Source organism: Fibrobacter sp. UBA7003 (assembly GCA_002449765.1).
Classification (GTDB): domain Bacteria; phylum Fibrobacterota; class Fibrobacteria; order Fibrobacterales; family Fibrobacteraceae; genus Fibrobacter.
On sequence record DJXN01000006.1, the window covers coordinates 99420 to 121962 of the forward strand.

A 22543-nucleotide genomic window follows, 5' to 3' on the forward strand; every position below is an offset into this window, starting at 1 on the left:
TATGAAAGACAGTCCCTGGGAAAATCTTAAGGATGCTCTCGCTGCATGGAACTTTATTCCTTGCAGTGGGAGCCTTTCTGCCGAATTTGAAGGGCCGATAGAATCGAGTACCTTTGGAACAGTAATTGTAAAGTTGTTGTTTGACAATCAGTGCTGTACTGAATTTCCCAGGGCTTGCTTGGCTCGGCAATATGATGGACTTTGTTTTAGAAAGGTTCCCCATGTAGAGAAGGATGGCGGTTTATGCTATCTTCAAAAGGGAGAATTGGTCTTTGACGCATGTAGGCCATACGATATGGTTGGGGTCATCGTTGACCAAATAACAGAACGCATTCTTGATTTAGCCAAGGAAAAATACGGGGAAGAATTTTCAAACGAGATGCCATCTTATTGGCCGTGTGACTACAGTGCTGAAATAAAGGATGTTAACAAAAACTCCTTGAAGATAATTGAAGGTAATTCGTCTTCGCCTAGTTATTCATGTCCTGTTTATCCTTTATCTGGTCATGTTGATATATCAGCTTTGAGATTCCCTTTTGGTTCAATGAAAGACCTACTCCTGTTTGGCAAGGCTTCAATGGGAAAACGGGCCTTCAAACGCTACCGGAAGACAGTTTTATGGGGATGCTATTCCTCCAAGAATTTTGCTATCGCCTTTAGAAAGAATGCAACTATCTTGGGATTGATTGTGTCGCCGTCTCGCAGCGGAAATCTTAATTGTCGGTATTTTGCGGAAGAAACCGAAAATAAAATATTTTCAAGGAATGCCTCTATGGAAAATAGTGCTCCTTTAATGGATAAGAGAATTCTGGTTGTCGGATGTGGTACATTAGGGAGTAATTTGCTTCCGATGTTGGTAAAGTCCGGTGCCGGATTTAAAAATCCATTGACAATTGTTGACCCTGATAAGTATAAGGAAGAGAATTTTTCCAGACATTATCTAGGTCTAGAATCCCAAGGAGTAAATAAGGCTCGTGCAATGAAGACTGTTTTGGAAAATCAGGTAAAAGGTGATTCAAGGGCTTTGTGTAGGAATTTTAGAATAGATGCAATAGAGGATTCCTTTGAAAAAAGCTTTAAGCCGAAACAGGATTTCCCTTTTGACATTGTACTAGATACAACAGGTGACGAGTCGTTCTCGGAATACTTGAACCGATTCCTTGCGCAATTACCAAAGATGCCTCTATATATTTGTGGATATATATACGGGCGTAGTAAGGCTGTGTGTGCATCTGTTATCGGTAGTTCTAAAAAAGCGTGTTTACGCTGTGAGAAGAAATATGTGGAAGAAAATGGAGTTTTGCCTGTGCTTGGTAAAGAAGATCAGACAAGAGGAACCTGTAATGCCGTTTTTATTCCGTTCCCTATAATGGCTTCTATTGCAGCGGCAAACTTGATGATGACAGCTTTGTTTAGGTCTCTAAAAGCAACGGAAGAAGAATCTTTGTTTTGGTTCCAAACTTGTGCGAATAATGTCTGGAATGCGATGGAGTGTGTTACTATACCCAAGGATGATTCATGCCCAGCTTGTTGCAGAAAATAGAACCAATAATGTATTTGCCATTAAAAAGAGGCAAAACGTTCAAAGTCGTTTTCTCGAATTGGATGATGAAGAGAATTGCTCGAATACAGAAATCTGTGTTGACCAATTATGAAAGTGGAGGGATGCTGTTCGGCGTGATTCGACCGGGTGAGTTGACGATTTCTTTTGCGACTCCTGCTTACCCAGATGATAAACGGTCAAAAACAGAATTTGTTCGCCGAGACAAAAGACACCTGAAAGTCTTAGACTCTGTGTGGCATCGTTTTGGGGGAACAATCGGGTATTTGGGTGAGTGGCATTCTCACCCAGAATGTGATCCACATCCGTCCGGTGTAGATAAAAAAGGGTGGAATGCAGTTGAAAAGAAATCTGGAAAACCGATTGTATTCTTGATTATAGGAAGCGAGCAAGTATATTTAGAGGGAAGAATTTGAGAAAAATAAGCAGATTTTAAAAGAAACATACTATAAGACTGTGTATTTTTTATTATCTTGAAAAGAGAATATGCTTACTATAGTTTCATATAATATAAGACGTCAAAGTTCTCTATATAAAAAGATGGTAGAACTTGTAAAAAATAATTCGAATGTGATTGTTGCTATACAGGAAAGACCTAGTATTCAGGAAATGAAAAAAATATCCCAAAGAATGCCTAAATGCGTCAAACATCAATATTTTACTAATCGTAATGAACTTGCTGTGATTCATTCTTCAAGTTTAAGTGTTTTGCTTAGAAATATTGAGAGAGGATCTTTTGACAAAAGGCTATTTGATGAAAGAGCTTTAGTGGTAAGTATTCCTTTAAAGAATGGAAATTTTGATATTGTGAATGTTCATGGATATTCTAAAATGCATAAAGATTCTGTTACGTTGAATAATAAGTTGTTTGAAATGATTAAGGACCTGCAAAAGTCATCTAAACACATTATAATTGGGGACTTTAATATAAATCCATATGAAGAACATTGGATGCACAATCAAGGAATTTTTTTATCTTATAGAAATATTAGTTCAGTGAAAAATTTAAACCACAATGATGTTATATATTATAATCCCTGTTGGAAATATATGTGTGAACGCTCTTTTCCAGAAGGAACAATCTTTTATGATAAGTGTATGTTGCAATGGGCTATGTTTGACCAAGTTTTGATTGCGAAATCTCTTGTTGATGAGAATTCTTTTCGAAATTTTGAAATCCCTCAAAAATTAGGAACCTTTTTAATTTTGGAAAAGAAATGCTCAAAAAAGAAATATTGTAGTGATCATTTGCCAATAAAGTTAACCCTGGAGGTGTAATATGTCGAATATTTTTGCGAATAGAAATGTCAAGAAAAAGGATTTGCCGGATGCCTTTTGTTCTGTCTGGAAAGATTTTGTTGAATATTATTCTGCAAAATACCCTTCGTTAAAATTTGAAAAAATAATGGGTAACGAAGTTGGAAAATTTTATATATGTGTACGCCCTTTAAGGGATGCTGCTGGAACGACGACATTAGCCTCGGTTAAGGTGCTTGATGATAAAAGACTGAAATTTCAATTAACAGAGGCTATTGACGAATCTGTTTTGTCAACAAAGGGGAAATTTGCAGATGCCCTTAGTGTTTTGATGGCCTCCCCGTATACGCAGACGAATATGAAAATCATGTCGGAACTTAACGAAAACGGTCCATTTGAAGGGTATGTTCTTAATAGCGCACCTTATGAAATAACCCCTGATGCTGTAAAATTTGTTCTTACCGCCAAAGAAACAGATAAATTCCTAAAAATAGCTAATAGCGATTTGGATGAGGAAGAAAAAATTGGATTGGAGTCGATATGTTCGATTGATCGAATTGTAAAGAGTGTATCCCCTATAACATCAAAGTGCTTTAAACACGGAATAAAATATAGATATATTATTTTTCAAGGTTTTTTATTTGAATACAAAAATCGTGTGTTGCAAAATCAAAAAATAATCCTTAGTGGAACGTATTTAAGAAACTTGCGAATGTGATAAATGCTAAAACCCTGCTGGTAGATTGCCGGCAGGGTTTATGCTATCAGCTGATACCTGTATTTCGTAAAAAAAATTTAGTCAGGATCATCAGGACTTCGGATGATGAGAGGTTCATTTATTATGCCGCCACAAATTCGACGCGGAGCTAGACCGGCTACTTTGAGTTTTTGCCAGATTTTTTCAATTATTGGCTCTTCCGCATCAAGCGAAGGAATCTTGCCTATATAAGTTGATCTTGGTAGAGGAGTCCCTTTGTAATCTCGCGAGAAATTGTACATCTCAAAGATTTCATCTCTTTCGGGTGTTGTCGATTCTCCTGAATCAGAATCGATGGTGACGATCATCCATTGAGAGTCGTTTTCGTCATTGATTTTTTGGCAAAGTTCTGCTGCTTTCTCCATGTAATCATCATTCCACATAGAATCTCCTTGTGCTTTGATTTGTTTATAGACTAAAGATGTCTTTTTCTTGATGAAAATCCAATAACTTTATTCAAAAAAACTTTGCAGTGTGACGTGTGTCACACTAATTGAAAAATGAATACGGTTATAATACGCCCACGTTCCAGTGGTATACAAAAAAAGTCGGACTGCGGGGCGGGGTGTGGGGTGAAAATGGGGGCGTTTTGCCCCCATTTGGGGTGTTTGTGGCTGGTCAAATAGCTTTCTTTATTATCTTTTTTCTTAAAAATAAGAACAGATTTTGTTCCTATGAATGAATCGGATGTAAAAGTAAAAGGGCCTGGTCCCTATTCGATTGAGCGGTTGAAACCGCGATTTATGGTGGATGCCTTATCCATCGAAATACTGCTTTCAAAAAAGTTTAATAACAGGAGTACCAAAAGATGAACAAGTTCAAGACACTACTTTTCTTAGCCGTGTTTGGCGGAATAGGCCTTTGGGGCTGTGACGATTCGTCGTCGGCAAGTGAAGACAACAACGAAACATCCGCTGTTGAATCGTCTTCAAGTGTAAAGGACTCTGATTCCACTGAAGAATTGTCCTCTTCGATTGATAAGAAGTCGTCGGGAAACGAAACCAAAGACAAGTCTTCGAGTAGTGAGAATATGTCCAGCAGTTCCGCAAAAGAAACAAAGAATTCATCTGATTCCAAGAGCTCCAGTTCCGTAAAGTCAGGAGATTCTTCTAGCAGCAAGAAGGATACGTCCAGTTCGTCGGTGAATTCGTCTTCGAGCGAAAAACAAATTAGTAGTTCTTCCGTGAAGCAGTCTTCTTCATCGGTTGCTTCTAGTAGCAGCGAGTATAAGCCTTATAATCATATGAAAGCTTTTAATTCGGATAGCGTACTTACAGGGGCTTATAAACAGTTTACTTATGAAGGAAGGTCTTACTATTATCTAACAATCAATGGTACAAATCAAAATGATGAAGCTGCGTCTGTCACAGTTATGGCAGAAAACCTGAATGTTGGCGAAATGGTTGATGGCGATAAGGACCAAAATAACGATTCCAAGATAGAACGGTATTGTTATGACAATGATACGACGAATTGCCAGAAATATGGCGGACTCTACCAGTGGGCAGAAGCGATGAAGTTGCCGAGCGAATGCAACACCAAGAGTTGTGCTGACTCTATTAAGCCAAACCATCAGGGGATTTGCCCTAATGGCTGGCGACTTTTGACATATGATGATTTGTATGTAATTGTGCATGCTGATGGTAACAAAAATGGTGCTGCTGATATTAGAAGTACGAATTTTGGCGGCATGAATTTTAGTGGATATTCTTTGATGGGGGCTGGAGAGAATTGGAATAAAAAATTCAAAAGTTTGAAAGAACATACGTATTGGTTTTATCCAGAAGAATCAGATGAATACAAAAATGAAGGTGCTTGGGCGGGTTCTCAAAGTCGAACTTCTACGACGGATGTCGGAAGATCTCAACAATATAAAACACAGGGCTTTTCTGCTCGTTGTGTAAAGGTTGAATAATACTATCAAAAAAGCAATAATAAAGAATTGAACAATAAGCCAATTGGAGTCGATATGTCTAAAAAAATCAATAAGAAAAAAATTGCATCTAATAATTATAAAATAGAATCGCTTGAGCCCCGTCTGATGATGGATGCTGCGATTGATTATGCGCAGTTTGTTGATAATTATGATCAAGTCGACTCGATTGTTGAAACTCAATTGGACAACCTGCAATCACCCGACTTGAGTGACCTTGGTATTGAAGGTGGAATTCAATCTATTAAGGATACTCTCGCTGATTTGGGTGGTGATGCTGAAACAGCGCTGAGTTCTCTGTATACTCAACTCACATCGAAACTCCAATTGTTGACTGAGGCTCAAGGTGTTCTAAAAGATGACCAAAATAATATAGTTAGTGTTGATGCACAAACGCTGAAAAATACGCTGAATCAGCTTTTTGTTGAGGATTTTGAGCAGTTATCTGCATTGAATATTGCTTATGAGGCTACTCAGAATGGCTTTAAGTTGACATATTCTCCCGAAGCAGAATTGATTGCTTTGCCTCAGGTGGGGTTGTCTATAGGCGGTTATATTTCTGGTGTGGGTTCCAATAATAATTTAGGAGCGAGCGCTAAACTTGACATTGTATTCGATTTATCTGACGCAGATGGTAATGGCCTGGTGGATTCTGTCGAACCCGCTTCTGTTGTTGTTCGCGATGTTAAAGCCATAATAGAGAATGTTGGTGGGACGGCAAAGTTTATGAACTTGTCTGTTTCGGAAATTGATGATTCCGATACTGACTTGTTGCTGAAATATAGTAGTAGTTCTACCGAAATTTCTTCGGCAGTTCATCTAGAATTCAATGTAGATACATCGAGTAATGATAATTTCCCTTTCGCATTTTTGGGCAATATAGGGGTAGATAAGGAACAAACGGGAGCCATTTCTGTTAGTGTGCCAGAAATGCAACTCAAAAATGATCCACAGTTTGAAATATTTTCTCTTGAAAAGGCTTTAAACACAATATCTTCTTCTTTCTCGACAATTCCTTTTATCCGAGATTTTGAATTTGGTTCAGAGGAAAACAAGAAAAAGATCGTTGAGTATGTGGAAAATCTGCAAGAATACTGGGCCGATGTAGCACTTGCAATCAATGGCGCAATAAAAAACGTAGAAAACACTTCGAATTATTCGCTAGATTTGAATAATGTTAAATCGTTCTTTGATATTATCCTTCCGAATGCCCAAACTGTTTTGTCTTCTGTACTTGGTAATCTGAAATTGGAAGATGCAAATGGGCAAGAAATAAATTTCCTCGATAGTGTAACGGCTTCGTTGAATGCCGTGAATCTTTCCACAACAACTCCAACCAGTTTGTATCTCACTTTAAGTCCCAAAATTGAAAATATTGCAGAATCACTCAATTTTGGTTTATTGGAGTTGAGCGGCTTGGATGTTGATTGCGCTCTGAGTGTGAAACTTGATGTTCGTGTGGATGCGAATGATAATACGCTAATATTTGATGGCTTTAGTTTGGACAAGTTTAACCTGACTGTCTCGAAAGAAGGTATCGGAGACCCACTTTCCTTGGGGTTATTTAGTGCTACCGTAGTAAATGGTAATTTTAAACTGGAAGTAAAGTACGATTCCAATAATGGGAGGGGTCTTGAAGCAGATCCGACTTTCACTGTTGAGTCTTTAATCTTGAAGAGCGGTGCCGTAGAAGTTGCAAAACTTCCGCAGAAAGAGAATGATGTTTATAGGTTTGGTTACGATTCCTTAACTGAAAACTGGATTGTCCCAGATGAAATCAAGGCTTTTGCCTCACTTTCGGGTGAGACCCTCTCGCATCAAGTAGTTGCATATCTTCAATCTATGCAAACCGCCCTCCGCAAACAGCTGGAAGATAATGTCAAGATGGATTTCTTGGGCGGTTCTGTCGGAGAGGTTGTGAATGTCATTGATAGGATAGATAAGGTTGTTTTTGGCTCCGATGAAAATGCAGAAGACGGCTTGCTAAAAGTCGTTGAAGGCAGTAAGTATATAGCAAATTTCTCTAGTGTCGAGGAATTCGTTCTTGTCTTCAATGAGGCTTGGGAAAGAGTGTTTGGCGAATCGAATGCCTGTAGCTTGTTCCTGTTAGGGGATAATTCTCCAAATCCCATAAGTATGTTGGTGTCGAGAAATCTTGCTACTAAGGAACTTGAAACTAGTTTGCCTGATGGAAAGCCTGAAAATTTTGAATTTGAAAACTTCAGATTGGTATTCAATTTACTCTTCACAGAAAGCAAAGATTTTGACTTGAACCTTGCAAAATCGTTTGGTGAAGGATTTGCTAATGTTGTTACATACGGCAACGTGTCTGCGGGGTGTACTGCCGGAATTTCTTTTAGTCTAGATGTGAATTTTGAATATCAGACGATAAATGACGGCTCTGATGGGAATATGGCTACCACATTAGGGGATATCTTAGGTTCAAGTTATACGGCGCTAAACGAATCTTATTGGTCGAATTCGTTTGATAAATTGAGCTTTAATGAAACAAGAACGGATGTAAAGCTAGACAATGCAACTACAAATTTTGCATTCACATTTAATATAGATGACCAAATTGTAATGGTCCATAGTGGTGCAATTGATACATCTATTTTTAAGTGTGTCGAAAAGGCTCAAGATAAGGAAAACGAGTTTGTTTCTTCGACAGCAACAAGTTTGCCGAAGATTGAGTACAATGAAAATATTAAGAAGCTCATCATCACATCAGATAATAAGTTTGACATTGAGAGTTCCGGCAATGCAGACGCTTTTAGTGAACTTAAATTGGTCAATACCGTGCAGCAAACATGTTTTGCAGCATCTTTTGGTGCAGATAGCACGCTTACTTTAACTTTGTGCGGTGTGGGGAATGTGACCAATGTCGAGATAAATCTCAATAAGAATAAGATATTGGATTTCGCTTCGGATCTTAAAAACAAGGGTATGTCCGATACGGATGATTGGGAAAAATGCTTGGATAAGTATTTGTCCCTGCAAAAATCGGAAGAAGACCAGTTTGGTCTGAACGATGTGTTGTCAATAGGATCTTTGGAAAACGGTCGTTCCATTAAGAACACCTATGGATTGTATGTTGTTGACATTAATGAAAGTACGGGCGAAATTTTATTCGGATGTGATCCTTCTCTAATAAAAGGATATAAAACAAAAAGAGATGGAAATGAAATTAAAATAGATTGCCCTTATTATACGCTTGAATCAAATTTCGGGTTCAAGTACATGCGTATGTCTGGCGTACTTAATGCATCTGGGGCAATAGGAAGCCAAAAAGGTGTTTTGATAGAAAAATACTCTGAGAGTTTGGGTTATGTAAGTGAATATATAGACTTGAGCTCTGTTTCGTCAATTACGGGTCTTCAATCTTTACTGGATTCTTTTGCCGGAGGCGTATTTGTTGCAAAGGAAATTGAAGTTGGTGAAGGCATTTATGAGATTGGTGTTGGATTAACGGATTCTCGTCATGTTGATTATTGGCAGGATCTTAGTAAGTTGGAAAATGATGCCTATGTTTCTGAAATTTATAGGGTTACTGTTTCGGATGATTTTTTAACGGTCAATGTCGGTAATGATAGCGTTCATATTGATACAAAAAATTGTTCAGACTTAAATGATCTTTCCCGTACAATTAAGGATTCGCTGGATATCAATACAATTCAAGGTGTAAAGTCAGTTGTTGCTCAAAATAATCGGATAGTTTTCACGGCTGATGAAAATACTTCTTTAAGTTGGTCTGACTATTCACATCAATTATCATCTTTGGGCTCAGGTGATTTTAAAATAAGCGGTTCTTCCGCTCAGATAGATTTTGAAAGCTTGAATTTTGATGCGAATACAACCGTTCAGACCTTTGTTAGTTCAATTAACGCTCAATTGAGTGGGACGGGTGTATATCTGTGTTATTCAGAAACAGATCCAGGATCGCATGCTACTACATACTGGGACCATTTTGAATTCCGGTCAAATAGTCCCTTCTCCCTTGAAAACGTCGGCGCAAGTAAAATCCTCGAAAAGCTTGGCTTCTCGGCACTAAATGCAAGTAAGTGTGGAGATAGTGATTATCGTATCGTAGGTAGGACTTTGCTTGGTGTCGACTGGTCTAAATTGTTCAATTTTACAGAAAATACCCAGGTGGTCTTATCAGCAGATTTGACTTTCTCTATAGAAAAAGATGTAAAGGTGGGCAATACGGCACCGAGCCTGGATCAGCAAAATAATACCCGAACGATTACGCTAGAAACACCTGTGCAAAAGAATGTTTTTGCTGTGGGCGGTTTTATAAAAAATGGAGATGAATATTTCAAAATTCTTGAATTAAAAGCATACAGCGATGACGAAAACTTAATAGATAGAGTTGTGGTATCTAATGTAGCCGTAGTAGTATCCGAGAACATAGCCTCTTCTGCTACATGGATTGCTAATTCTACATTGAAATATGTGGCGGCTATTGATGCCACATTCGGTTTTGTAGATGTTAATCTTGTTGCCTCTGGTAGCGTTTCTGCAAATGTGAAATTTGTTGGTCAAAAAAATGCCGACTCCGAGACATTGAAGGAAAACGACTCGTTCCTGAGCAATTGGAACTTCTCTTTAGATTGCGATGATGATGATGTAGGAGGACTGTTTGGTGTTAAGGGCGTAATTAGCGGTCTTGGATCCACTCCGATTTATCTTGGCGATAACTCGGTCTCTTTGAAACTTGAAGATAATCTGCCTAAAATTGACTGTAATTTTAACAATCTAGAAAATGCGATTACGAATAACTTTGCCAATTTGTCAAATTTCTCGGTGCAAGATGTCTATGCCTTGCTTGAAGGTCTTGTTCAAAGGTTGACTGCAGTTGCGCTAAATAGCGACGTGAAAATCCCTGTGATAAACAAGTCTGTGGGGGATTTGGTGAATGTTGCTAACGACATTCGTGATATCGTTAGCAAACTTCGTAAAGATAATATTGTGAGCCTTCAGGGGTTAAGCAATCGATTGACAAAATATCTGGAAGATGCTGGATTGGTTGCTGCCCAAAATATTGATGCCGATGCGTCTATTTTCGGAATAGATGTCGTTGACGGTTCCGTTGTATTTGACTTTAATATCAGCAAGGGTTTCAGTGCGGTCCATAAGTTTAACTTCGGCGGCTCAGGTGGGGGAATTAGTGGTAATGCTGATTTAAAGGTTGAGGGTGATTTTTGGTTCAGTTTGTCTGCTGAAATGTCTGTAGGCAGTTCCTTTGATTTTATCTTGAAAGATGCTATTCAGTTTGGTGCGAATATCAATATCGTAGGTCAAAAGCTTTCGTTCAATTTGGGTATCGATGGCGATGGTCAAACAAAAGGCTTTGATGCCTTGCTCAAGAATTTGATTACAGTTGGTTCGGATAAGGGCGATTCGTTTGTTGTCGGTAAGGCCGCTTTCGTTGGAACTTTTGGACAAGAAGATTTATCACTGCTTGATTGGGAACTTCTTGATGAAAATGATGATTCTTTGCCGATACCCTTTGAATTTGCTGTTCCAATGTCAATTTTCGGCAATCTGCCTATCAGTGTATGTGGCTATGAATTAGGTAGCATCAAGTTCGGTAAATGGAATGGAAATGGGGTTGTTTGCGGAAATGATGTAGATTATGTTGTTGGACAAGCACTTTCTGATATATCGGCTTGGTTAGATACACGAGTGATTTCTGCTGATTCTTCTGTAAATATTGTTGCGGAAAAAACAGCTAGTGGTACCGCGGCGTCTTCTATGAATATAAAACTGATTTTGGAAGACGCGTCTGCGGTAGATGCTGGCGATTTAGTGGTTGATTTTAGTGAGGTCTATAAGAGAATAGAAGACCTTGCCGAAGGAAATCTTGATTGGTTTGACAAGATAAAACTGGCTGTGACCGGCCTAAATAATTTACTAGATTCGCTGGAATCCAGTATCAATAGCGGCATGATGAGCAACATCAAGGATGTACCTGTCGTGGGCAATGCCATGAGCGGTGGCGTTGATTTCTTGAGCAAGCTAAAGCAACAGATTCTTGAACCTTTCTCGAATTTTGTGTATGAATCTACTGGCATGACTGCTGAGATGGTTGCGCAGAAATTCAATGATCTTTTCGGTTTCTATGCGCAATTGACTTCGGATTCTGCACTCTTGACAAAGCTGTCAAATGATAACGAATGGCATAAAGAGGGCAATGGAGTTTATTATAAGCAGGGCTCAGACTTTGCCGAATGGTTCTTTACGCTGGGTGGAACCTACGCCTTTGGTAGTGATATCGGACTCGATCTTGGGTTCCCCGGTCTTGGGTTGGAAACTGATGCCGGTATTGACTTAAGCCTAGAATGGAAACTAAATTTTGGTATGAAGGTCTCTAAGGACGGAGGTTTTGAATTCCTTTTCTCGGATAAGGACGATGTTCAGGTTAGCGTAATTGCTAATATGACTGGTGAAGTCATTGGTAAAATGGCAGGACTTGGACTCAAACTGAAACTAGACGATGTAAAAAATAGGGGTGGAAGTTCAAACAGTGCCGCAGAAGGACTAGATAAAGGTGTAGCTCTTTCTTTCGGAATAGATGTTGATAAAACTGAATCTGCGGCGTATGCAAGCGGTCCACAGTCCGTGAAATTGTCGGAAATAATGGGATCTCTCCCTAAGTTTGATTATACAGCCTCGGTCAATATGCTTGTAGGAATGACTGTCGGTATTGTTTCCGATGTCAAGGGGGCTGACGCCCCAAAATTCCCGAATGTTGAGGGGGATTTTGAATTTGTATGGACCAAAACGGGTATCAAGGTTCTTGGATTTAATAATTTCAAATTAGATATGGGGTCGTTTATTAGCGGGGTACTCGGACCAATTGTATCGAAAATACAAAAGGTTGTTGAACCGCTTAAACCATTAATTGATTTCTTGACAACGCCGTTCCCGGTGCTTGATGACCTTGGCATTGAAATTACTCCTCTTAGCCTTGCAAAGGAATTCAGCAAGGGTAAATTTGATGACAGCATGGTGTATGCTATTAAAGACCTTATTGCTTTAAGTGAAAAGGTTGCCGCCTTTGGCAATAAAGATTTGAAAATTAGTATAGGAAGCATGTCTTTAATAGGAGGCTTGGGGGAAGATTCTGAAGCTGTAAATGATTTTGTAAAAGGAAATGTTTCTGCATCTGATTTTGGAAAGTTGCTTGATGATGATAGTAATGGATATTTGCCAACATTAGATAATGTAAGGGGTGATGCGTCTTCGGCCCTTTCTGGTAACGGTTTGCAGGTCGGAGATGGTTCCTGGAAATTTATCTGGGATGAACCGACTAATATCTTTAAACTGTTGCTTGGTCAGGACATTGATTTGGTCCATTATGATATGCCCAAGCTCAGTTTTGACTTTGACTGGGATACTTTCATTCGTATTTGGGCACCGCTCGGCGTTCGTCTAGGAGTCAGTTTCAATGCTAGTATAGACCTTGCTTTTGGCTATGACACTCTTGGTATTCGCCAGTGGGTAGGCAGTGACTATAAGGACTATAGTCGATTGTTAAATGGTTTCTACGTAGATGACCTTGATGAAAAGGGTAATGATAAAAATGAGCTCTCTTTCTATGGTGGGTTAAAAGCCTCTGCCGAACTGAATGCTGGCGTTAGTGCCGGTGTTGGCGGCGGTGTAGGCATCAATGTCGGGTTTAATCTTTTTGATCCGAACAAGGATGGGAAACTTCGCCTGAACGAAATTGAACGCGTGTTCAAGGAAGAAGGCCTTTTTGGCATGTTCGATGTAAATGGAGCCATTACAGCCAAGTTGTATGCCTACCTTGATTTACTGTTCTATACCAAGAAATGGAACATTACGGATGACATAACGCTGTTTGAATTTAATTATGAACATCATTTAAGCCCGGTAATGATTTCCAAGTCGGGCGACGATGTCGTTGCGAATATTGGTTCTAATGCGTCGAGTCGTGTAGCGACCAATGATTTGAATAAAACTTTGGATGATGGCGATGAAATACTAGAATTAGATGTTAATGGTAGCGAAGTCTTTGATAAATATAGGCATTCAGAAAAGGTTGATGGAAAGCTTATCATCAATGCTGAAAAGGGAAATGATAAGATATATATTAAGTTAGCCAAAGAAGATGGTGTTGAAGCAGCAGATTTTGATATCGAAATCAATGGCGGTGATGGTGACGACTACATAGACCTTTCTGGATTGCAAATGGCAAGTAATCGCACCGTATTTATATGGGGTGGTGCCGGCAACGACACTATCATCGGTGCTGATGGCTTGAACATAATTTTTGGCGATATTGGGACAGTTCGCAAGGATGACGATAAATATATTATTGAAGCGAATGTTGACCCTGGTGTTGCCGGGAACGATATAATTTTAGGGGGCTCCAAGAAGGATATTATCTTCGGTGGCGCCGGAGATGACCAAATTGATGGCGGTGCTGGCGCTGATTTTATTTTCGGCGATGGTGGCCGTTACGATGAAACGGGCTCCATTCCCCAAATTGATAGGACCGATATCAGCCTCGATGGGGGCAAGGATACGCTCATTGGCGGAGATGACGATGATGTGATTTACGGTGGTGGGGGTGACGACCATGTTGATGGCGGTGCCGGGAATGATGAAATTTATGGCGAAAGAGGCCATGACCGCATTCTCGGTGGTTCGGGCAACGACACCATCCATGGTGGCGAGGGCATGGATATTGTCTTCGGTGACAGGATAAATAGTACCCCGATGGACCTTGCTGCGCCCTTTGCCGTTGACATGTCTGCTGATAAAAAGACTGCTGCATTCAGTCAGGAATTTATTGATGCTCAGTTCAAGAACGGAACGTCAGCTTCTGAGGATGAGTTTAAGATAAAGTTAGTTGACGAATTGAATAATCCAGTAAAATATGCCCAAGAAATTAAAGCGGCTATAAACGATGATAATAATGATGATTTTGCTGATTATTCTTCCGATTTAAAAACGAATGGTTCTGATACAATCTACGGCGATGACGGTAATGACCTGCTCTTCGGTGATGATGGTGCTGATAACACTGATGGCGGAGCCGATAAGATTTACGGTGGCATAGGCAATGACATTATCGACGGCGATGGCGGAAACGATACCATCAGCGGCGGCATTGACAACGACTTGATTTATGGCGGTGCCGATGACGATATCATTGACGGTGGTGCCGGCAACGATATGCTGTACGGCGATAACGGCGTAAGGGATTATGTAGTTAAGGCGGATAGCAAAACTGTTGATGCGGACAAGGTGGATAATGCGAATGGGACCGACAAAATCGTTTTCGGCGATAATCTTGGCTTGCATGGCGAATTATATGCCAATGCAAAGGTAAAACCCAATGCCAATGGGGGTAATGACAAAATAACTACTGGTCCGGGTATGGACTTTGTGGACGGTCAGGGCGGTAGCGACGTTGTTACTGTGAACCTGATGGGTGAAAGTTCTGTCGGTTATGCAAATGTGACTGACTCGGGAATAGACGGTTCCGATACGCTTGTTGTTGAAGGGACTGAGTCGGACGATAATTTGCTTGTGCGCAGAAACAAGAAAACACAAGGTGAACCGGGCGATTTAGGCTTTGTCGCCATGCTTCCCACGGAACCGGATCCTAATAATCTTTCGCTCAATACGAACATTGAACGAGTGAACTTTACCTCTGCAATAGAGACCCTCAACTTGAATGCCAATGGTGGTAATGATACTGTTGCTGTCGATGGTACTGCAAGTACGACCAATATCAATGGCGGTGCAGGCAACGATACTGTTTTGGTTGGACAACTCTACAATTCGGAACGCGATAACCAAACCCCAGCTTCAATCCAACCTGTTGATGTCTTCCGAACCCAACAAACCAACGAAGAGAAATACTTGAGCGATGGTGTTTCTAAGAATACCACATTGAATGTGGATGGTGACATTGGAGACGATACCTTCGCGGCCTTGAACAATGCCGGTTCGCTTAACATGTCCGGTGGCAAGGGTGATGACAAGTTCTCTGTTTATGGCTTCCAAGATAAAAACGACAAAACCATCGTGCGGGGAGCCATGTCAATTGATGGAGGGCTTGGAAACGACTCCATGTTTGTCCGTGGCACGAACGGCGATGATACGGTGATTGTAAGTAAAGATGGCATGCTTAGCGACATTGTGAGCGTAAAGGCAAGCGGTGTCGAATCGACAACATTCGATGCTGCCGCTGGAGACGACCTTTTCAATGTCATTGGCAACAATAAGGGTGAAATCACGAACCTGAATGGCGGCAAGGGCAACGATACCTTCAGCATGGGTGGCCTAGATGCAGACCATACGCTTCGTAGTTCCAATACCGATGGGCAAAGTTGCGATATCAAGTATGAATTGCTGGATAGTGAAAATAAGGTCCTGGAAAGCAAGACGGAATCTTATACACTCTACGACACTTCGAGTGAACCAGTCGTATTCGTGTCCAGCGAGGAACATTCGATTGTGATTCCTGAAATTACGCTGAGTGAAGTTAATAATGGCGTAGGAGTTGCATTCTTCTATGTGCATTACTCTGGCGACTTGTTGAACGGACAAAGTGTTGGGACGGTGAAGGTGAACCTTTCTGCTCCGATGCTTTCTGCCAAGGCTCTCAAGAGCGGCGCTCGCGAAATAATGCTTGCCGAAGTATCTGGTTCCGATACAGATTTCAGTAGCAATTGGAATCTCTGCTCTACACTCCCCGTAGAATTGAATTCTTCCAAGAAATTTGCAAAGATTGCTGTATGCCTTTTTGCTGATGCTCTCAAAGAATCGGAATCGCTCAAGTCTATCACGATTTCTAGTGAATGCGATAACGTCGCGTTGACAAAGTCCGTATCCTCGCTCCCCATAAAGATTAGTGCGGATGGTGCTGTAAGTCGTTCGGCAGATGGACTTCTTGCCGAAGCGGAAGAATTTGTTGTGTCGGGAAACTCTGTGCAACTTGGCAATGTTGCAAATGGTCTTGACCCGATGTCTAATATTTCCGCCTATATTGTTGGTGCACGCGGCTTTTTGACTCAACAGACGAAGTCTGCGTTTGACGCAGCAAGTGACAAGACAAACCTGTACTGTGTAGAGAATGGCGTATTATATTTAGATTCCGCTTTGACGAAAAAGAATCTAATTGTCCTCTATCGTGCAAGCAGCTTACGAATAGACGGTTCCAAGGCTCATTTGGTCTATGACGATGTTGACGTCTCCAAAATCAAGGTAGAATACAAGGCTGAAGGTTCTACGACTGCTTCGGAAATCCTTGCCAGGGGTGCAGCGGAAGTCGAAGGTGTCACTTATGTCGCTGGTGTCGAGTACGAATTGCAAGGCGATACAATTGTCTTCTACAATTCGATAAACGGAAGAATGATGACCTTGCACGGGGAACTGACCATTTCTCCCAGAAATAATGGCGAAACGGATGTGTTCTTGCCCCCGGAATCAGATATGCCTGCAAGTGTTCCTTCTATTGTCGATACGGCACCGAGCATACACATCGAGGATCATTCTACAATCCTTGCGGAATCTGGTTCGCTTAGTTCTGTCGAGTATACCGTTTCCTTCTGGGGAAACTTCGATGGCCGTAGTTCCGTAAAGGTAAGGATTAGTGTTCTTGATGCGGTCAGTTCTGTCAACCAGGACGGCACCTACAACTTGACGAAGGAAATGCAGTTTGTCGATGCAAACGGAAATGTGGATCCTGCGACAAATGGTGAATATATTGAACTTACGTTTACCCCTGAAAATGCAAATCAGGCGCAGACGGTAAGGCTCCGCGCCAAGACCGACACCGTATCCGAGGAATATGGCTTCGTGACGGTCCACAAGACAGAAAAGAACCTGGTTGATGATATTGACGGTGCCGTTTATGCGTTCGGTATGGGGCAAAGCGTTGAACTGGATACGGATAACCCCTCGATGCTTTCGTATGCGCATAAGGTTAACGAAGGCAGTTCTTATGTGGAGGCTAGCACTCTAAACGAAAAGAATGACTACGCTTCAGATAAGTTGTTCGGATTTACATCTGTAACAGGAAAGACCCTCGTTATAACGATAGAGTCTGCAAATAGTATTCTTACGGGGCTTGGGATAAACCTTTCTGATTCACATTCGTTTGAAGGCAAGACCATTCGGCTGGTCGCAAGTAGTTCGAACGGAATTGTTGTTGGCGAAGGTAATGACAAGAAAACCTATCGGGAATCTGACTGGTTCAAGATAGTTTCTTGTGTAGCCAACGGCAGCCAATACACCTTGACCCTGAACGAATCCGTTTCTGTTTTTGATGCAAACAATTCCAACGTATTGTTCTCTGGTAGCAAGGATTACTTGTTTATCGATGAAGATGCGAGCGTTGATCGCCTGTTTGTAAACAACCAGGGTGATGAAGAAAACGAAACGAGTTCGCTCAATGCTTTTGCCGTGAAAAACGGGAATGTAAGCAGTGAGGAAAGGGCTGAATTTGGCAACAGTGCTGCCTCGATTGAACAAAATATCCAAGATGCCGAAAGAACGGTTATGGATTTTGACGAACATGCCGTCCGCTTTGAGCATGACGATATTGGCAAACGCGGTATCGCGGCCGCCCAGATGGAATATGCCGAATACAACCTGGGTTCGGGTTCCGACACGGTAAATGTGAACAAGACTATCTACCGCGAGGACGGATTCCAGACATTCACCGTGGTGAATACGGGTTCTGGCGTTTCTGGCGGAAACGCTACTGACGATACCGTGAACATAAACAGCTATGCCGAGGAATCGGCAACTGAAATTGCTTCGGGTACATCTGCTGTTCTTTCGGGAACAGCCGATAACGGTGGCGCGACATACGCCTACACGCTTACTGGAAGTGTCGAGGCTTTCAACGAGGCCAAGTCCGCACTTGATGTATCGGAAAAAATCTATGTAGATGCCACGCTGAGCGACGGCACCACCCAGCGCCGTGAAGTGACGGAATTCGATTCGGTTTACTTTGCCGTGAAACGCGCCTTCACGCTTGCCAGTGGTGTTACTGTTGACTCGGTAAGCTTCAAGCATGGCTACAGCGGTGACGGTCAGCTTGTGGTGAACGCCCAGGGTGGTGACGATATAATCAACGCCACCTCAAATGCAGTGACCCGTAACGACATGGTTGTTTTCGGTGGTCTCGGTGACGACACCATAAACATGAACCGTGGCGGCATCGCGTTCGGCGACCGAGGCCAGGTGCTTTACGGCGAAGACCCGCAAAATCCCGTGACGGTGCTCGGTTCCACGAACAGCGGCCTAGACTACACGACTGGCATAAGCAAGAATCATGGCGATGATACCGCTACAAACGGGCCTGTGCACCGCTTGCAGACGGACGGCGTACGCCGCGGTGCATACGAAATCCACTCTATGAACGATAGTGAGGGTGGTTCCGATACTATAAATGTCGGTGGAACCGATAGCGTGGTGATTGGCGGTGCCGATGGAGACACCATTACTGTTTCGGGCAACAACAACATTGCCCTTGGCGATAATGGTTCCGTTAAATACTACAACGCGGCGAATGTGGGTGCGGTCTATGGCGACTCGCTGAACCTCGGCCTGCATACCGTGGAGACCACGAGCGATTCCGTGGGTGATGTTGATACTGTGACCATCAGCGGCAACAAGAATGTCGCCATGGGCGGCGAGGCTGGCGATACAATCGGTATTGGCGGCAGCGACAACGTTGTGATTGGTGACGGTGGGCGTTACACGGTGTTGTCGGATCGCCTGGTCGCCGAGAGCAAGAGCGATACCGAGGGCGGTAGCGACACGATTACCACGGGCGATGGCAAGAACGCCATTATCGGTGGAACCGATGCCGATACCATTACCACGGGTGCCGGGAACGACATCATTGTGGGTGATGGCGGCAAGGTCATTATGGACACCGGGCGCAATGCGCTTATGGTCACCAACAAAGACCGCAATATTACGGGAGCGGGTCTCGAAGACGGCAGTGCAGGTGGAGACACCATCGATGCCGGAAATGGCCGCAATGTGGTGTTCGGCGGCCTGGATAGCGACCATATCAAGACTGGCGATGGTGAAGATGTCGTGTTCGGCGATAACGGCTTTGCGACCTTCCAGGGCAATGCCGCCGAAAGCGGTGTGGAAACCCGCACCGAGGCGACGCTCAGTTTCAACTTCCAGGGAGCCTCGCAGACCGGACTTTCGTCGGAAGCTGTCGCGGGCGCCCTGAACGCGACCCATGGCGATGACTACCGCAGCGCCAACTGGAACAACGTGGGCGGGAACCTTGCGGGCACCTACGGCAACGACGACCGCGAGGTGGTGCGCTTTGACGACGGCACCCGCGCAAGCGCCGTGAGCGTGAGCTACGGCGGCATCGAGAGCCACCGCAACACGGATACCGACAACCGTATCAACCTGCAGGCCTACGGCCACAACTTCGCGAACGCCTCTACCGATGCGGATGCGGCGCTCATGAACGCGGGCCTCATGACCACGGCCCCGAACGCCCAGTGCGACAACAGGCTGGAAGTCGTGGTGGACGGCCTTGCCCAGTACTTTACGGAATACAGGGTGGTGGTCTATCTGGATATACCGGATTCTCATTCCGCGTACGAGCACAGCGTCCGCAAGGTGAGCCTGTATGTGGGCGACTCCAGTGCTGCCCTGCAGAGCTTCTATGTGGACGATGCCGAAGGCGAAAATTTTGACGGTGGCTACGAACGGGCCACTGCCACGACGGCATCCGCGGCAACCTACGCGAACTACGCCGTGTTCACGGTGTCTGCGGCCAGCTTTGCCGACAACTTCCGCGTGGTTATCGAGGATGCGTTCCCCGACCTCTCACCCAACGGCAAGAACTTGCCGGGAATTGCGGCCATACAGGTGCGCGGCGACCTGCATGCGCAGGATGTGGCCGTGTCTACGCAGCTGAACCTCGGCGGTGACGATATCGTTTCGACGGGTGGCGGCGACGACATCGTCGTGGGCGGAGCCGGCAGCGACTACATGGCTACCTTCGGCGAACTTGCGGGCGGCATACGCGACAACGACCTTGTGTTTGGCGATAGCGCCTCGCTCCGGTTCGAGGACCGCCTGGGCACTGGCGATACCATGGTGTCGTCTGCCCGTAGCCTTGACCCCGACGCGGACGACCTTGTGCAGGGTGTCTCGTTCGACGACCGCATAGTGACTGGCGATGGCAACGATACGGTTGTTGGCGGTCTCGGTGGCGACAAGATTCTTGCGGGCAGCCAGTCCGAACTCACGCAGCTGGGCATCGCGCAGGCGTTCTTTGGCGACGAGGCTACGGCGGAAAGTCTCGATGCCACGAACGGCCCTGCCGCCATCCGCGACCTTGAAACGCTCAAGGATGCGACGGTGGATGGCCGCAAGGTGCTGAGCGTCAACTTCACGACCCGTGGCGCGGACGATTCCACCATGGCCTCGGGCCATGCGGGCGTGGTGCACGACACCGGATGGAACAACCTCTACCTGTACAACGGCCACCTGTACACGCACGAGGGTAACGAGAATTCGACTACGCCCGTGCTGCGCTACAGCGAAGGCGGCACGGTCACAGACAGTTCCGTCGGCATATCCCTGACATCGTACGATTCGGGAACGACTGACCAGGGCCAGAACGGGAGCCTTGTGTTCCGCACCTCTACCGAACTGGACGGCGACACGGCCAACAGCCGCCTGTTCGCGGGTTATACTGCCGCCCAGCAACAGCAGGACATCCATGTTTCGCTCACGAACCTTTCTTCGTTCCGTGGCGCGGGCGGGACCTGCGACGTGTACGTGTACCTGGGTGCGGACGACTCCGACACGGACGCCCACAGCCACATCTACGAAATCCAGGGTTCCGAGGATGGTAGCCGCTACCTGAACGACTGGAAGGGCCACGCCTTCGACGGCGACTACCGCGAGGCGACCTGTAGGAGCCGTAGCGATGCGCTCGCGAACCTTGCCTCGGGTGCGACCCCCATGGTGGAACTCATCGGCAACTATGCGGTGTTCCACAATGTTGCGGGCGATACCTTTGACCTGTACATTCGCAACCTGCACACGGAAGGCGGCCAGTGGCCCATGAACATGCCGGTGATTGCGGCCATCCAGGTGGTGGCGGGCTCGGGCAGGGCCGATGCCGCCGTGGGTGGCGACCATGACCGCGACCTCGTATTTGGCGACAGCGCCGCGCTCACATTCGACATGGATGTGCCGTATGCCGCCGGGGAAGACTTCGCGGACTTCGCGAACATCAACCGGGTGAACGGGGCTTCTTCTGTGGCCCTTGACGATGGCCTTTATGCCCTCGGTGCCGAAGATTCCATTTATACGGGCATGGACCGTGATGTGGTTGTGGCGGGCGAGGGGTATGACATTGTGACGCTCGGCTTGGGCGACGACGTTGCCCTTGGCGATAACGCCTCGCTGGTGTTGGAGCACAACAACCCCGTGGGCGTATTCCGCCCCGATGTGGAAACGGTGCTCGAAAGCAACAACTACCAGGCCGACAATGCGGCGTATCTCGGTTCGCCCACGGTGGATGCCGGAGATATCCAGGACAAGTTCGAGGATGGCGATGTGCCGGGCGTGACGCTCGAAGCGTCTGCAAACGGCGGCACGGATACATTCACTGATGCGACCGACAAGGACTGGACTGTGCAGCAGGAAGTGACACCGGGCGAACTCTCTGAACCGATTGATGTTCCCGCCGCGGGCGTACCGGTGGAGTTCCGCGAGGGCGATACCGTGCTGTTGCGGATAACTCCGTCGTCCCCCTGGTACCAGCACCGGCTCCAGATTGGCACGGAAGGTGGTGGCACAATTCCTCCGCTTACCCTTGAATGGGTAGTGGACGGTGTCACCGTGACGGAGTCGGTATCGAACCCCTACTGGAACGAAAAGGAACTACCCGCTAATCCTAACGCTGGCACATACTACGAGATTCGCGTGACCGCCCTTGCCGCCGGTAACGCAAGGTTCACGTTCATTTAGTAATTTTCTATCTTTAAAT

The 22543-nt window shown here is 44.5% G+C and carries 7 protein-coding genes; 6 read left to right on the plus strand and 1 reads right to left on the minus strand.

Annotated features, from left to right (window positions below):
• Position 1: 1 nt before the first annotated feature.
• The 4 genes from B2952_RS04720 (at position 2) to B2952_RS04735 (ending at position 3536) form a co-directional block, all read left to right on the plus strand.
• Entirely contained in the window at positions 2-1543 is a 1542-nt protein-coding gene (locus B2952_RS04720) for a ThiF family adenylyltransferase (protein ID WP_290735753.1), read from the plus strand.
• A complete protein-coding gene (locus B2952_RS04725; protein WP_290735756.1) occupies positions 1519-1977 on the plus strand; it encodes a Mov34/MPN/PAD-1 family protein in 459 nt (152 codons plus the stop codon). The genes B2952_RS04720 and B2952_RS04725 overlap by 25 nt, the downstream gene beginning before the upstream one ends.
• A 124-nt stretch (positions 1978-2101) precedes the next feature.
• The gene (locus tag B2952_RS04730) at positions 2102-2839 is read left to right on the plus strand and encodes a hypothetical protein (RefSeq protein WP_290735759.1); all 738 of its coding nucleotides are present in this window, start codon (positions 2102-2104) and stop codon (positions 2837-2839) included.
• A gap of 1 nt (position 2840) precedes the next feature.
• Positions 2841-3536, plus strand: coding sequence for a hypothetical protein (locus tag B2952_RS04735; RefSeq protein WP_290735762.1), 696 nt, complete (start codon positions 2841-2843; stop codon positions 3534-3536).
• 77 nt (positions 3537-3613) lie between these two features.
• Here the strand turns inward: B2952_RS04735 and B2952_RS04740 are convergent, their stop codons facing one another.
• Positions 3614-3958, minus strand: coding sequence for a hypothetical protein (locus B2952_RS04740; protein ID WP_290735765.1), 345 nt, complete (start codon positions 3956-3958; stop codon positions 3614-3616).
• 425 nt (positions 3959-4383) lie between these two features.
• Between B2952_RS04740 and B2952_RS04745 the strand changes: the two genes are divergently transcribed.
• Positions 4384-5490 (plus strand): FISUMP domain-containing protein, encoded by a 1107-nt coding sequence (locus tag B2952_RS04745; RefSeq protein WP_290735768.1) that lies wholly within the window; start codon positions 4384-4386, stop codon positions 5488-5490.
• Positions 5491-5544: 54 nt separating this feature from the next.
• Positions 5545-22524, plus strand: a complete 16980-nt coding sequence (locus B2952_RS04750; RefSeq protein ID WP_290735771.1) for a calcium-binding protein — start codon at positions 5545-5547, stop codon at positions 22522-22524.
• Positions 22525-22543 lie beyond the last annotated feature (19 nt).

Coding starts and splice junctions, on each gene's coding strand:
- B2952_RS04720 (WP_290735753.1), top strand. CDS start 2: ATGAAAGACAGTCCCTGGGAAAATCTTAAGGATGCTCTCGCTGCATGG.
- B2952_RS04725 (WP_290735756.1), top strand. CDS start 1,519: ATGCCCAGCTTGTTGCAGAAAATAGAACCAATAATGTATTTGCCATTA.
- B2952_RS04730 (WP_290735759.1), top strand. CDS start 2,102: ATGGTAGAACTTGTAAAAAATAATTCGAATGTGATTGTTGCTATACAG.
- B2952_RS04735 (WP_290735762.1), top strand. CDS start 2,841: ATGTCGAATATTTTTGCGAATAGAAATGTCAAGAAAAAGGATTTGCCG.
- B2952_RS04740 (WP_290735765.1), bottom strand. CDS start 3,958: ATGTGGAATGATGATTACATGGAGAAAGCAGCAGAACTTTGCCAAAAA.
- B2952_RS04745 (WP_290735768.1), top strand. CDS start 4,384: ATGAACAAGTTCAAGACACTACTTTTCTTAGCCGTGTTTGGCGGAATA.
- B2952_RS04750 (WP_290735771.1), top strand. CDS start 5,545: ATGTCTAAAAAAATCAATAAGAAAAAAATTGCATCTAATAATTATAAA.